Annotated in this window: 12 protein-coding genes and 2 tRNA genes; 3 read left to right on the forward strand and 11 right to left on the reverse strand. The window is 67.0% G+C overall.

Annotated elements, in window-relative coordinates; genetic code table 11:
* The first annotated feature begins 255 nt into the window (after positions 1-255).
* The gene (locus ACFWUP_RS29980; RefSeq protein WP_379239368.1) at positions 256-1,050 is read left to right on the forward strand and encodes an enoyl-CoA hydratase; all 795 of its coding nucleotides are present in this window, start codon (positions 256-258) and stop codon (positions 1,048-1,050) included.
* Here the strand turns inward: ACFWUP_RS29980 and ACFWUP_RS29985 are convergent.
* The 8 genes from ACFWUP_RS29985 to ACFWUP_RS30020 all read right to left on the reverse strand — a co-directional run bounded on the left by ACFWUP_RS29985 (position 1,047) and on the right by ACFWUP_RS30020 (position 8,731).
* Complete coding sequence (locus tag ACFWUP_RS29985) at positions 1,047-2,096, reverse strand: hypothetical protein (RefSeq protein WP_379239336.1); 1,050 nt, start codon at positions 2,094-2,096, stop codon at positions 1,047-1,049. The two genes, ACFWUP_RS29980 and ACFWUP_RS29985, sit on opposite strands and share 4 nt — an antisense overlap.
* A gap of 53 nt (positions 2,097-2,149) precedes the next feature.
* On the reverse strand, positions 2,150-2,710 hold the full coding sequence (locus ACFWUP_RS29990; protein WP_379239337.1) for a MarR family winged helix-turn-helix transcriptional regulator: 561 nt from the start codon (positions 2,708-2,710) through the stop codon (positions 2,150-2,152).
* 38 nt (positions 2,711-2,748) lie between these two features.
* Positions 2,749-2,820: transfer RNA gene (locus ACFWUP_RS29995), tRNA-Cys, on the reverse strand.
* A 66-nt stretch (positions 2,821-2,886) separates the two neighbouring features.
* Positions 2,887-3,945: an ABC transporter ATP-binding protein gene (locus ACFWUP_RS30000; RefSeq protein WP_379239338.1), complete on the reverse strand. Its 1,059-nt coding sequence runs from the start codon at positions 3,943-3,945 to the stop codon at positions 2,887-2,889.
* A 130-nt stretch (positions 3,946-4,075) separates the two neighbouring features.
* Complete coding sequence (locus tag ACFWUP_RS30005) at positions 4,076-5,581, reverse strand: ABC transporter permease (RefSeq protein WP_379239339.1); 1,506 nt, start codon at positions 5,579-5,581, stop codon at positions 4,076-4,078.
* A gap of 45 nt (positions 5,582-5,626) precedes the next feature.
* A complete protein-coding gene (locus ACFWUP_RS30010) occupies positions 5,627-6,637 on the reverse strand; it encodes an iron ABC transporter substrate-binding protein (RefSeq protein WP_379239340.1) in 1,011 nt (336 codons plus the stop codon).
* Positions 6,638-6,729: 92 nt separating this feature from the next.
* Entirely contained in the window at positions 6,730-8,004 is a 1,275-nt protein-coding gene (locus tag ACFWUP_RS30015; protein ID WP_379239341.1) for a metallophosphoesterase, read from the reverse strand.
* A gap of 115 nt (positions 8,005-8,119) precedes the next feature.
* Positions 8,120-8,731: a hypothetical protein gene (locus ACFWUP_RS30020; RefSeq protein WP_379239342.1), complete on the reverse strand. Its 612-nt coding sequence runs from the start codon at positions 8,729-8,731 to the stop codon at positions 8,120-8,122.
* 143 nt (positions 8,732-8,874) lie between these two features.
* Here ACFWUP_RS30020 and ACFWUP_RS30025 point away from each other — a divergent pair, with 143 nt between their 5' ends.
* Complete coding sequence (locus tag ACFWUP_RS30025) at positions 8,875-9,243, forward strand: VOC family protein (protein ID WP_379239343.1); 369 nt, start codon at positions 8,875-8,877, stop codon at positions 9,241-9,243.
* 587 nt (positions 9,244-9,830) lie between these two features.
* On the opposite strand, the gene ACFWUP_RS30030 is transcribed toward ACFWUP_RS30025, so the two are convergent.
* The 3 genes from ACFWUP_RS30030 to ACFWUP_RS30040 all read right to left on the reverse strand — a co-directional run bounded on the left by ACFWUP_RS30030 (position 9,831) and on the right by ACFWUP_RS30040 (position 11,591).
* Positions 9,831-9,903 (reverse strand) — tRNA-Arg (locus ACFWUP_RS30030).
* 108 nt (positions 9,904-10,011) lie between these two features.
* The gene (locus ACFWUP_RS30035) at positions 10,012-10,707 is read right to left on the reverse strand and encodes a DUF305 domain-containing protein (protein WP_379239344.1); all 696 of its coding nucleotides are present in this window, start codon (positions 10,705-10,707) and stop codon (positions 10,012-10,014) included.
* Positions 10,707-11,591: a DUF3105 domain-containing protein gene (locus ACFWUP_RS30040; protein WP_379239345.1), complete on the reverse strand. Its 885-nt coding sequence runs from the start codon at positions 11,589-11,591 to the stop codon at positions 10,707-10,709. The genes ACFWUP_RS30035 and ACFWUP_RS30040 overlap by 1 nt, the downstream gene beginning before the upstream one ends.
* A gap of 89 nt (positions 11,592-11,680) precedes the next feature.
* Here ACFWUP_RS30040 and argS point away from each other — a divergent pair, with 89 nt between their 5' ends.
* Entirely contained in the window at positions 11,681-13,342 is a 1,662-nt protein-coding gene (gene argS, locus ACFWUP_RS30045) for an arginine--tRNA ligase (RefSeq protein ID WP_379239346.1), read from the forward strand.
* The last annotated feature ends 3 nt before the right edge of the window (positions 13,343-13,345 follow it).

The raw sequence follows: 13,345 nt of genomic DNA on the forward strand, positions 1-13,345 counted from the left end.
GGGCGGGGCCCTCCGCCGCCTCCGCCCCCCCCGCCCCGCGGCCCCTCAGGGGCCGCGCTCGAGCGCGCCAGCGCTCCAATAAACACAGCGTCAAACCACCTGGGACCACTCAAACCCCGAAGCTCTGCCACACACCACCCGCCTCCAGGACTACTCAAACCCCGGCCGTCTACCGTCCAGACTGGCGAACCGCGTGCCTACCCGGCTCGGTATCGTCACCACTATCCGTAACCGATGATCGACAAAAGGGTGGCCGTGACCGAATTCGAGACGATTCTGCTGGAACGCAAGGGCGGCACCGATGGCAAAGGCGGGGTCGGCTGGATCACCCTGAACCGGCCCAAGGCGCTCAACGCCCTCAATGCCCAGGTCCTCGACGACGTCATCGCCGCGCTCGACGAACTCGACCGCGACGACTCCATCGGCGCCGTCGTGATCACCGGCTCCGCGAAGGCCTTCGCGGCCGGCGCCGACATCAAGGAGATGGCGCCCAAGTCGTACATGGACATGTTCCTGGCCGACTTCTTCGCCCGCTGGGACCGCCTGGCCAACTTCCGCAAGCCTACCGTCGCCGCCGTCGCCGGCTACGCCCTCGGTGGCGGCTGCGAGCTGGCCATGCTGTGCGACATCTTGATCGCCGCCGACAACGCCAAGTTCGGCCAGCCAGAGATCACCCTCGGCGTGATCCCCGGCATCGGCGGCTCGCAGCGCCTCACCCGCGCGATCGGCAAGGCCAAGGCCATGGATCTGATCCTGACCGGCCGCATGATGGGCGCCGAGGAAGCCGAGCGGTCCGGGCTGGTCTCGCGGGTCGTGCCCGCCGACGAGCTCCTCGACACCGCGCTGGAAGCCGCGCAGACCATCGCGTCGATGTCGCTGCCGGTCGCGATGATCGCCAAGGAAGCGGTGAACCGCTCGTTCGAGACCACCCTCACCGAGGGACTGCTGTTCGAACGTCGCGTGTTCCATTCGCTGTTCGCGACCGAGGATCAGAAGGAAGGCATGGCCGCGTTCGTCGAGAAGCGCAAGCCGAACTTCACCAACCGCTAACGCGGCTTCCAGCTCGGCGCACCGTCGATGAAGTGCGCGGTACTCGGCGCGGTGCCCTGTTCGGGGGACCGCGCCGAGTTGTCGTTGCTGAGGAGTCCGGCGACCGTGCCACCGAGGGTGGCCGTCACCGCGACCGCGGCGAGAAGTTTTCGACGGCCGGAGGACGGCGCCGCGCCGATCATGCCGACGCCACGTCGCGCCATGCGTAACCGCGCCGAGGGGCGGCGGGCGCACAGCAACACCGCGCCGCGCGCCGAAACATATTCCGGCTCAGGGTCGTACACGATCGGCAGGCCGATCAGCTGGGCCAGATCGGCGCGCAGACTCGGGTTGCGAGTGCACCCGCCGAGCAGTGCCAGCGCTCCCGGTTGCACGCCCGTCTCCTCGATCAGCAGGCGCACGAACGAGGCCGAATGATGCAGTCCCGCTTCGCATAACGCGGCCAGGTCGCTGCGCGTGAGTACCGCGCGACCGCCGGTGTCGGCGTCGGTCGCGGTGACGACTCTGGTGCGGCTCAACGATTCCCGGTGTTCACGGCTGACGTGTGTATCGGTGGAGACGCCACTGCGGGCGAGTTGCCAGCGCAGGAGGGCGTCGTAGCCGTTGCCGCTGAGGACGGTGCTGCGTTTGCCCGCGAGGATCGTTTCGGTGCGGCAATCGGCGTGGGTGATGGTCAGGCCGGAACTGCCGAGGTCGTAGAGCATCACCGAATCGGTGGCGGGCAGCAGGCCGGTGAAACGCAGATAGCGCAGCTGGGCCAGCGGTTCGTCGACGATGGCGAAATCGACCTGGCCGGCGGCGGCTCTGATCGCGTCGGCCTGGAGTTCACTGCGGCAGGTGACGGCGGTGCCCGAGATGTACTCGTCGCGGTCGGCCGCTGCCGCGCGCATGCGGTGGATCGCGGTGAGGACCGATTCCTCGATCGAGCCGCCCGCCCGGCGCGGGATGTGGATCCGGTCGATGGGTGGCATGTGCGGCTGATCGGAATGGGTCAGCACCGCACGGGCCCCACCCGCGCCCGCTGACACCCCGAGGATCAGCACCATGGGCTACATCGTGGACCTTTTCGCGCTACCTGCCAAGGGAATCGGCCGAAGATTCATCTCCCCGGTTGCCAGGTCGCGTGGAATGCGAGGTTTTCCGGGTCGTCGGCCTCGAAATCGCCCGCGTCGTGGCGGAACTGTGCCAGCAGTCGTAGCAGGTCGCGGCCCTGGTCGGGGGGTAGGCCGGGCTCGGCGAACACCTCGGCGTTCAGCGCGGCCGTGGCTTCGGCGACGGATTTCCTTCCCGCATCGGTGATTTCGATGAGGGTTGCCCGGCGGTCACTGGGGTGCGGGACGCGAACCACCAGCCCGGCCGCTTCGAGTCGATCGACAGTATTGGTCACGCTCGTCGGATGCACCTGCAGCCGCGCACTCGCCTTGGCCATCGGCAGCGCACCGGTCCGGCTGAAACTGAGCAGCTGCAACAGTTCGTACCGGGAGAACGTGAGCCCCGACGGTTTGAGCGCCTCGTCTACCCGCGCCATCACGATCTGCTGGGCCCGCACCAGCGAGGTCACCAGCGCCATCCCATCGGCCACCGACTCCCACCCGTGCGCTACCCACTGTCGGTAGGCCTCGGCGATAGGGTCCTCGGAAAGCGGTCTGGGCCGTGACATGAAAACGATCATTCCACGACCCAGCCGCTTTCCCACAGAGCGAGCGGCGGGAATTGAACCCGCGTAACCGGCTTTGCAGACCGGTGCCTCCACCACTCAGCCACGCCCGCCTCGCCATTGATAATGCCGTGCACGCGGGCTCGCGGCGAGGGTTGGGATCAGCGTGATCGCAATGGTCAGTAGGCGACGGCGGGGCCGTGGACGGTGAGGTGGACGTGGTCGCCGGTGGTGGGGGCGGCGATGCCGGTGCGGCGGACTCGGACGGTGCCCGCGCCTTCGGTGAGGTCGATGGTGAGGGTGACGTCGGGGCCGCGGAAGTCGACGGCGGTGACGCGGCCGGAGTGGGGCTGGTCGGCGGTGATCACCTGGGCTGCCAGTTGTTCGGGGCGGATCATCAGGGTGACCTGGCCGGTCGGAGCCCCGGGTTGGACGGGGACGGGGCCGAGGGCGGACTTGGCGGTGTCGGCTTCGCAGCGGGCGTCGAGTAGGACGCAGTCGCCGAGGAAGCGGGCGGTGAACAGGTCGGCGGGCTGGTGGTAGACCTGCTGGGGTGGGCCGACCTGGGTGAATCGGCCCTCGCGCATGACGGCGACCTGTTCGGCGAAGCTGAGGGCTTCCTCCTGGTCGTGGGTGACCAGGATGCTGGTCATGCCCGCGGCGCGCAGGGTGTCGGCGACGGCCTGGCGGGTGGTGGCGCGCAGGCCGGTGTCGAGGGCGCTGAAGGGTTCGTCGAGGAGCATGAGGGCGGGTTTGCGGGCGAGGGCGCGGGCCAGGGCTACGCGTTGTTGCTGGCCGCCGGAGAGTTGGTGGGGTGAGCGGTCGGCGTAGTCGGGGGTGAGGGAGACCATGTCCAGGAGTTCGTTGATCCGGGCGCGGTCGCGGGCGGGGCGTAGGCGGTCGACGGCGCCGCGCAGGCCGGTGTGTAGGCCGTAGGCGATATTGTCGGCGACGCTCAGATGGGGGAACAGGGCGCCGTCCTGGGCGACATAGCCGATTCGCCTGCGCTGCGGTGGGACGCAAAGTCCATCGCGGACAACGGTTTCCGATCCGAGCCGCACCGAACCTGTGTTGGATCCCTCGAACCCGGCGATGACTCGCAGCAGGGTGGTTTTGCCGCAGCCGGAGGCGCCGACCACCGCCGCGGCCGTGCCGTCTGGTACGTCGAGGTCGATGTGATCGAGCACGGTGTTCGAGCCGAAACTCTTCGAAACCCCTTCGACGACAAGCCTGCTCATGGCGCGTCCTTTCCGAATGCGCGAAATCCAGTACGCGCGAAGGCGTTCGGGCGTCGACCGTTGTGTCGACAAGCCCGAGGACGCTGCGTCACTGTGTTCGGGTGATTGATCCGGCCTTCTGCCCGGCGCCTCATACCCCGGCCGCCTTTCGTGACTGCGTGAACAGCAGATACGTCACCGGGATGGCCGCGATGATCATGATCAGGGCATATGGTGCGGCGGCCGCGTAGTCGAGTTCGCCCGACTTCGCCCAGAACTGCATGGCCAGCGTGCGTGTGCCGGTGGGCGCCAGGAGCAGGGTCGCGGTGAGTTCTGTTGATACCGCGACGAATACGAGCGCGGCAGCCGAGGCGGCGGCGGGCGCTGTCATGCGCAGGGTCACCCGGAAGAAGGTGGCCGAGCCCGATTCGCCCAGCGAGCGTGACACCTCTTCGAGGCCGACCGGTACCTGCGCCAGACCTGCTCGCACGCTCACGAGTGCGCGGGGTAGAAACATCAGCACGTAGGCGATCACGACCAGTGACACCGTTTGATAGAGCGGCGGCGTCCAGCGGATGGTCACCGTGACCAGGGCCAGAGCGATCACGATGCCGGGCAGTGAACTGGTGATGTAGTTGGCGCCCTCGATCAGCCGGGCGAAAGCACTGGTCGAGCGCACCGCGATCCAGGCGACGGGGAACGCGCACAGCGTGGTGACCACGGCGGCCGCAGCGGCCAATCCGATCGTTTGGCCCAGCGCCGCACCGATTTCCACGGTGTCCCAGACCTCGGAACCACCAAGCCACAGCCAGCGCCCGATCGTCCACAGCGGCACACCGAGCGCGCCGACGATCACCGCCACGAGCACTCCGAGCATCGGCATCCGCAGTCCACCCAGCGCGATCGGTTGCCTCGCGCGCGCCGCACCGCCACCCACTCGCGCGTACCGCGCATCGCCGCGCAGCAGTGCCTCGCCACCCAGCAATGCCAAGCAGCACAGCACCAGCACGCCCGCGAGCATGCTGCCGGCCGGACCGGCGAAACTGCTCTGGTACTGCTCGAAGATCGCGGTGGTGAAGGTGTCGTACCGCAGCATCACGAACGCGCCGTACTCGGCGAGCAGATGCAAGCCGATCAACAGACCGCCGCCGAGCACCGCTAATCGCAACTGTGGCAGAACAATTCGCCAGAACACTTCGAACGGACCAGAACCGAGCGCACGCGCTGACTCCTCGATCGCCGGATCGAGCCTGCGCAGCGTGGCCGCTACCGGCAGATACACCAGCGGAAAATACGACATGGTCGCGACGATCACAGCGGCCGAAAGCCCGTGCATCGACGGGAAAACGCTCACCCACCCATAACTGTTCACGAACGCGGGCACCGCGAGCGGCGCGACCAGCACCGGCCCCCACCACGCCCGCCCCGGCACATCGGTGCGCTCCACCAGCCACGCCAGCCCGATCCCGAGCACCACACACACCGGCACCGTCCACACCACCAGCAGCGCGGTGTTCTTCAGCAGCTCACCCACGCGCGGCCGGAACACCAGCGCGGCAGCCTCACGCAATCCGGTGTCGAACAGCACCGAGACGATGTAACCCAGCGGCACGAACGTCGCCGCCGTCAGCACCAGCGCGACGACCGTGACGAACACCCCGGGCCGACCGACCCGGGGTGTTCTCGTCGCGAGGGTGCGCACTTACAGCAGCCCGGCCTCGGTCATCAGCTGGGTGACCTTCTTCGCGTCGAGCTTGCTCGGATCGATCGCGGGCGCCTGCAGGTCGGCCAGTGGCGGCAGCGCGGGGTTCGCGGCCACGTCGCTGGCGACGGGGTACTCCATCGAATCGCCGTCGCGCAGCACTTCCTGGCCCTTCTTGCCGGTGATGAACGCCAGGAACTTCTGCGCCGATTCCTGCTTCTTGCTCGACTTCAGCACGCCGCCGCCCGACACGCTCACGAAGGCGCCGGGGTCCTGGTTCTTGAAGTAGTGCAGCGCGGTGTTGGCGCTGCCCTCCTTGGTCTTGGCCTGGTCGCGGTACCAGTAGTAGTGGTAGATCACGCCGCCGTCGGGGTTGCCCGCGTTGACCGCCTTCATGGTCGCGACATTGTTCTGCAGGGTGGTCGCGTTGGCTTTCATGCCCTGTAGCCAGGAGCGGGTGACGTCTTCACCCTTCAGCGCGAGCAAACCTGCCACGATCGCCTGGAAATCGGCGCCCGACGTGCCAGCGGCCCAGCGGCCCTGCCACTGCGGCTGTGCGAGATCCAGCAGCGAAGCGGGCAGCCCCGCCGTCTGGAGCTTGTCTTTGTTGTAGACGAAAACCGTTGCGCGAGCGGCGACTCCGGTCCACTTGCCGGTGGACGGGCGGTATTGCGCGGGCACCTGGTCGAGCGTGGCCTTGTCGACGTCGGCGAACAGGCCTGCGTTCTCCACCAGCCCCATGGCGGGGGAGTTCTCGGTGAGGAAGGCGTCGGCGGGGGAGTTGGCGCCCTCGGCGACGAGCTGGTTGCCCAGCGCGGTGTCGCCACCCTGGCGCAGGGTGACCTTGATGCCGGTCTCCTTCGTGAACGCCGCCACCCACTCCTTGGTGAGCGATTCGTGCTGGGCGTTGTAGACGGTGATCTCGTCGGCGCTGCCCGAGGACGAAGAGCAGGCGCTGAGGCCGAGTGCCGCCACCGTCATCAATCCGGCCAGAGTCTTCCAACTGCGCATCAGCGTCCTTCCGCCAAGGAACCCCACCTATGATGAGGCTTACCTAAGCAAGATACCCCGCGTGACGTGCGTGGATGTGGACGACCGGCTGATCAGAGGCCGGAGAAGTCCCGGGCGACGGCGTGGTTGCGGTCGTCGAGGGAGCCGAGCTGATAGTCCGGTGCGGTGCCGAAATACTGGCCGCGGGTCAAACTGCTCCAACGGCGGGCATCGTCGGTGCGGGTCTTGTAGAAGTTGACCCGGTAGCCGCCCTCATAGATCCGCAGGAGGCAGTAGCCGCCCGGATATTCCTTCACCGCAGCGACTTCCAGGAATTCCACGTCGCACGGCAGGTCCGGTTTGGTGCGTTTGGTTCGGTGGGTGTGGCCGCTGTGGTGCAGGAAAACGCCGGGTGATTTCTGGTAGAGCGTCTGCAGTTCGAGGGCGGTCGGTCGGTCGAGGATGAAGCCCGGGCCGCCGATATTGGTGAGGCCGGATTCGGTGGTGATCGGGTGGTGGCCGAAGACGAGGGTGGGGCGGTCCGGGTCGGCGCGCAGGGTTTCGGCGAGGGCGTCGAGTTGGGGGCGGTCGATGATGCCGCCCGCCGCTTCCGGGGCGCTGGTGTCGAGGCCGAGGATGCGCAGCTCGCCGAGGTGGTGTTCGGTCAGGTGCTGGCGGGGGAGGAAGTGCTCGCCCCAGGAGTCGGTGCCGTGGTGGGGGCGGTCGTGGTTGCCTCGGGCTACCAGGTAGTCGGTGCCTCGGGAGTCGAGATGCGCTCGGACGGAGCGTGATTCGTCGGCGGTGGCCTCGTTGGTCAGGTCTCCTGCCAGCAGCAGGAGTGAGGCGTCGCGGGTGTCGTCGAGGACGGCGTCGAGCATGAACTGCGGATACGGTGGGTCGCTCTGGTAGCCGGGCGGGAAACCTGCGATCACGATGCCGCTCACTGTTTCGCCGTAGTGCACATCGTTCGCCAGGGCGATGGTGTGCAGTAAACGGCCGGGAGGCGGTGGGAGAGTGGTGAATTCGCCCCGTGCCTCGGGTGCTCCCGGCGACGCGGTGGTCAGGGTGGGAGCGGGCAGGGCGCGAATGCCGTTGGACAGGGCGAGGAATCGGTACGGGCGCCCGGGTTCGAGGTCGTTGATCTCGGCGTAGTGGTAGGGGGTCTGGGTGTCGTCGAGGTGCACGGTGACCGGCTCGCGTGCCGAATCCGCAGGGGCCGAGCGCACTTCGGAGTTCGCGGGAACCGGGACCGGACGACCTGCGGCATCGAGACCGAACGTGGTCCAGGTCAGCACCACGCCACGTTCGGTCACGGTGACGATTTCGAGATCCAGTGCTATCAGCGGATTCGGCTGTGCTGCACCGGAAACCGGGAGCGCCGCAGCCAACGCCGCTCCCGCAGCGGCAGCGAGTACTGTCCGGCGCGACGCTCCGCAGCAGCTCATATCTGTCGAAGCTAGTGGCGGTTCGATGCGAAAGCGGGCGGCGTCACCAGGTGTTCGGTCAGTGTTTGTTGGCTGGTGCCGAGCAGATCTTCCAGGTGCCGTCTTCCTTGGTGAGATGCTCCTCGGTCTCGGACTCGGTATTGGGCTCCTCGCCCTCCACCGACAGCGTCAACTTCCCGGTCACCTTCGCCTTGGCGTCGTCACCGTCGATGACGATGTCCTTGACCTCGTCGATGCTCACCTGCACTGTCGCCTTGTCGAACTGTTCGCGCTGCTCGGTGGTGAGATTGTCGATCTCGGTCCGGTCGGCCTGGCACGCCAGCCCGGCGGCGGCGATGAATCCGTCCGCGTCGAGGGTGTCGTAGAAATCGCGTACGGCCACATCGATCTGCTTCTCGTCCGACGACAGCGGCGTGCGGCCCTGCAGCGTCAGCACGACCCCTGCGATCAGCACTCCGACCACCACCAGCGCCACCACCCCGAGCGCGACGAACAGCCCGGTCCGCTTCTTTTTCGGCGCGGCGATACCCTCGGCCCCACCCGGATACCCCGCCGGTGGATGGCCGACAGGTGGCCCGTGCGGTGGAACGCCAGGGGGAGGCGTCCCCTGCGGCGGAACCGGCGGCTGCTGACCGAAGGGCGGCTGCTGTCCCTCTGGTGGATTCGTCATGGCAACGCTCCTGATGTCATCGGGGGTCTCAACCCCCAAAACCTGTGGAACCGTGCAAGATCAAACCTGAATACCGAAGCTTTCGGCGTACCGTAACCTGCGGGTTCGCACCCAGGAAATCTGGGGCTACCCGAGGAGCTGATATGTCCGCACACCTGCAACTCGTCGCGATCACCCTCGATTGCGCCGATCCGGAGGCACTCGCCGAGTTCTACCACCGGGCAACCGGTTTCGAACTACATCCCGAGTCCGGACGCGAATTCGCCGGTCTGAACCGCGCTGACGGGCTGTTCCTCGGATTCCAACGAGTAGATAACTATCGCGCGCCACAGTGGCCCGATCAGACTGTGCCCCAACAGATCCACCTCGACTTCAAGGTCGACGACCTCGATCTCGCCGAAGCCGTGCTTCTCGAGTTGGGCGCGACCAAGCCTGCATATCAGCCGATCGGCGACAAAGGCCGCGTGCTCGTCGACCCCGCTGGGCACCCGTTCTGCATAACCCTCGTTTGAGGCGCGATAAGGACTCTCACCACTGACACACAGCGAAGCTCGGCAACCATTCGGCGAAGTGACTGACCACCGGGTCGCTTGCGGCAATTCGAGGATGCGTTCGCTCTTCGCGAACTCGGCCTGGATGCCGGAAGTGTTTGGGGTGCAAACGGTTCCGGGTGGGTTTGCCTGAAGTACGCTGGGATCACCTCCAACTCAGGGGCGGTGCGGACGAAGTTGGTCCGATCCGTATCGCGCCGAGAAAGGAGGTGGTGGGTATGGCGAAACATCGCCGGGAAAAGAGCAAGGCCCCGGTCGATTACGGCATCATCTTGACCTGTGCTGCCGTAATCGCCGGGGCGCTCCTGTTGGTCCGCCGAGTCTAGCTGGCTAGCTGAACCACCAGGGTAGGGCGTCGCTCCAACGGCGTCCTACCCGCTCGGCATCACTCTCGTGATGGGTCCGATGATACTTCGCCCCTTGGAATGGGTCTAGTAGATCAGCGCGCAACGGTCGGCCGTGTTCGTCTGCGGTTGTGACGACCTCGTGCCGACGACGACCGAGGGAACGAGAAAGACCCCGACCAGTTGGTCGAGGCCTTTCCTGTGTGCCCTCGGCAGGAATCGAACCTGCGGCCTTCTGCTCCGGAGGCAGACGCTCTATCCCCTGAGCTACGAGGGCGGGATAGATGCCGGTCGCGGTGAGGCGATCGGGCGTCGACAGCGTATCGCATGTAGTGCGGTGTGCCAAAAAGCGTGTCGGACCGGGGATGGCCGGTCCGACACGGGGTCAGCTGAGCGGGAGGGGGGTGGCGCCTCGGGTGGCGAGCATGCTCGTCATCAGTTGGGACTCGCTGGCTTGGGTTTTGGACATCATGGTCGCGAGGGTGCGGACCGGGCTGGTGTCGGCGTGTTCGGCGGCATAGTCGAGCATCGGGACGCCGCCCTGGTGGTGGCGCAGCATCAGTTGCAGGAAGAGCGTGTCCAGGGCGGAGCCGGTGGACTGGCGCAGGGTGGTCATTTCCTCCTGGCTCGCCATGCCGGGCATCGACTGCACCGGTCCGGTGGGTTCGCCGGTGGAACCACCGTGGTGGCCCGCGCTGCCGTGGTCGCCTGCCATCCAGCCCATGTAACCGTCGATGTTCTGGTTGGACTCGCCCCACAGCTGCAACCAGGCCTGCATGCGGCCGATCTGGTTCTGCTGGGTGGTCAGGATGTCGTAGGCGAGGCGGCGCACGTCGTTGTCGGTCGACGCGATCAGCGCCACGCCGGCCATGTCGACGGCCTGCGCGTGATGGGCGGTCATGTCCTGGCTGAAGCCGATGTCGACAGCGCTCGGCTCCGGTTCGGACGCCTTTTCCAGCGGCATCCGCAACAGCACGCCCGCTACCGCGCCGAGCAGCAGCAGACCGATCGCGCCGAGTACGAGCACCGCCCCGGCCGGGCGTCGCGTGCCCGGCTCGGGGGTGGTTTCGTCCGTGCTCACTACTGGCCCGAGGGCAGGCCGCCCGGAACCGGGATGGTCGGCAGGCCGGGGATACCCGAACCGCCGGCGCCGCCGAGTTCGGTCGTGTCGGGGGTCAGGCCCTTACCGTCCATCGGCACCGCTTCGGGACCGTAGGGCGAGGAGTCGAACGGCGGCGGGTTGTTCGCGTCGAAGATCGGGTTCGAGCAGCTCGCGCCGACCTCGGGGTAGGCGTAGGGGTTCTCGCGCAGGGCGGAAATGAACTGCTTGATCCGCGCGTCGTCGGCGGATTCCAGCTTGAGCTGGTGGCCCCACGACTGCAGCGAGATCGCCGAGTCCAGACCCGGGTACGGCGACATCAGCGAGAACTGACGGCCCTTGACGAAGTTCGACAGCTTCTCGACACCGGCCGCGTCGACCTTGTCCGGGTTGTAGGCGATCCAGACCGCGCCGTGCTCGAGCGAGTGCACCGCGTTCTCCATGCGGATCGGCTTGGCGTACACGGTGCCCGTGCAGTTGGCCCACGCGCCGTCGTGCGGGCCGCCGAAGGCCGGGGCCTTGTCGTAGGCGACGCGCTGCTCGGGGGTCACGTGCAGACCGGCCGGGTACTCGGCCTTCACGACGCCGTCGATCTTCGTCGACGGGTCCTGGTTCTCCTTCGAAGGCACCCATTCCTTGAGATCGGTCTGGGCTTCCCGGATGGCGGCCTGGTCCATGTACTTGGGCACCAGGCTGTAGGCCAGCAGGCCGATCAGCGCGACGATGGCAACGCCCGCACCGAGGAGGGCCCATGGGGTTTCCCGCTTCTTGCCCGGAAGGTTGCCCTTACCGGTCTTGCGGGACGGAGACGACTTCCCCGCGGCCTTGACGGCCTTGGCTGATGTGGCGCTAGTCCTGCTCGGCATCGCTGCTTGTGCTCTTTCGACGTGTGGATCGGTCAGTTCGTGGCGGGCGGTCGTGGTTGCAAGGGGCCCAGCCAATAGGATAGAGACTCGTGACTCCAGCTGACCTTGCAGATCTCCTTCGTACCACTGCGGCGAAGGTGCTTGTCGAACGCGGACTGGACTCGTCGGTCCTGCCGGAGCAGGTCACAGTGGAGCGTCCGCGTAACCCCGAACACGGCGACTATGCCACGAATGTGGCGATGCAGGTGGCCAAGCGGGTCGGAACGAACCCGCGCGAGCTGGCCGGTTGGCTGGCCGAGGCGCTGTCGGCGGCCGAGGGAATCGATGTGGCCGAGATCGCCGGGCCCGGCTTCCTGAACATCCGTCTCGCCGCTTCGGCGCAGGGCGCGATCGTGAGCCAGATCCTGGCCGCGGGCGAGATCTACGGCACCGGGTTCGCGCTCGCCGGTACCAAGATCAACCTCGAATTCGTTTCGGCGAACCCCACCGGTCCGGTGCACCTCGGTGGCACCCGCTGGGCCGCTGTCGGTGACGCGCTGGGTCGCATCCTGGCCGCTCAGGGCGCCGATGTGACCCGCGAGTACTACTTCAACGACCACGGCGCGCAGATCGACCGCTTCGCGAAGTCGCTGGTCGCGTCCGCGCTGGGCGAGCCGACCCCCGAGGACGGATACGCGGGCGAGTACATCGCCGAGATCAGCGCGAGCATCGTCGCCGCGCATCCCGACGTGCTCACCCTGCCCGCCGACGAGCGGCACGAGGTGTTCCGCAGCGAGGGCGTGCAGCAGATGTTCGCCCAGATCCGCGCGGACCTGCACGAGTTCGGCACCGACTTCGACGTGTACTTCAACGAGAGCGAACTGTTCGCCTCCGGCGCGGTCGAACGCGCCGTCGAAGAGCTCAAGAACTCCGGCAACCTGTACGAGAAGGACGGTGCCTGGTGGATCGCCAGCACCGAGTACGGCGACGACAAGGACCGCGTGGTCCTCAAGAGTGACGGCAATGCCGCCTACATCGCCGGTGACATCGCCTACTTCCAGAACAAGCGTGGCCGCGGCTTCGACCTGGCCATCTACATGCTCGGCGCCGACCACCACGGCTACATCGGCCGGTTGAAGGCCGCCGCGGCCGCGTTCGGCGACAACCCCGACACCGTCGAGGTGCTGATCGGGCAGATGGTGAACCTGGTCAAAGACGGCGTCGCGGTGAAGATGAGCAAGCGTGCCGGAACTGTCGTGACGCTCAACGACCTGGTCGAGGAGATCGGCGTCGACGCCGCGCGCTACTCGCTGGTGCGTTCGTCGGTGAACTCGAGCATCGACATCGATCTCGACCTGTGGACCAAAGCGGCCAGCGAGAACCCGGTCTACTACGTCCAGTACGCGCACGCACGGACCAACAACATCATCGGCAATGCCGCGAAGTTCACCGAATTCGCTTCGGTCGCACCGGATTTCGCGCTGATGACCTCCGCTCGCGAAGGTGATCTGATCCGCACCCTCGGCGATTTCCCGCGCGTGGTCGCCACCGCCGCCGACACCCGCGAACCGCACCGCATCGCCCGCTACCTCGAAGATCTGGCCGGGGTCTACCACCCGTTCCAGTCCGACGACGACATGCGCGTGCTCCCCAAGGGCGACGACGCCGTCACCCCGCTCAACGCCGCCCGCCTCGAACTGGTCAAGGCGACCCGACAGGTGCTGGCCAACGGTCTGGCCCTGCTCGGCGTGAGTGCACCGGAGCGCATGTGAACA

Origin of the sequence: Nocardia sp. NPDC058658 (assembly GCF_042716665.1) — a bacterium.
Taxonomy (GTDB): Bacteria; Actinomycetota; Actinomycetes; order Mycobacteriales; family Mycobacteriaceae; genus Nocardia.

Coding starts and splice junctions, on each gene's coding strand:
- ACFWUP_RS30000 (WP_379239338.1), bottom strand. CDS start 3,945: ATGAGCAGGCTTGTCGTCGAAGGGGTTTCGAAGAGTTTCGGCTCGAAC.
- ACFWUP_RS30010 (WP_379239340.1), bottom strand. CDS start 6,637: ATGCGCAGTTGGAAGACTCTGGCCGGATTGATGACGGTGGCGGCACTC.
- ACFWUP_RS30040 (WP_379239345.1), bottom strand. CDS start 11,591: ATGCCGAGCAGGACTAGCGCCACATCAGCCAAGGCCGTCAAGGCCGCG.
- ACFWUP_RS30020 (WP_379239342.1), bottom strand. CDS start 8,731: ATGACGAATCCACCAGAGGGACAGCAGCCGCCCTTCGGTCAGCAGCCG.
- ACFWUP_RS29990 (WP_379239337.1), bottom strand. CDS start 2,710: ATGTCACGGCCCAGACCGCTTTCCGAGGACCCTATCGCCGAGGCCTAC.
- ACFWUP_RS29985 (WP_379239336.1), bottom strand. CDS start 2,096: ATGGTGCTGATCCTCGGGGTGTCAGCGGGCGCGGGTGGGGCCCGTGCG.
- ACFWUP_RS30025 (WP_379239343.1), top strand. CDS start 8,875: ATGTCCGCACACCTGCAACTCGTCGCGATCACCCTCGATTGCGCCGAT.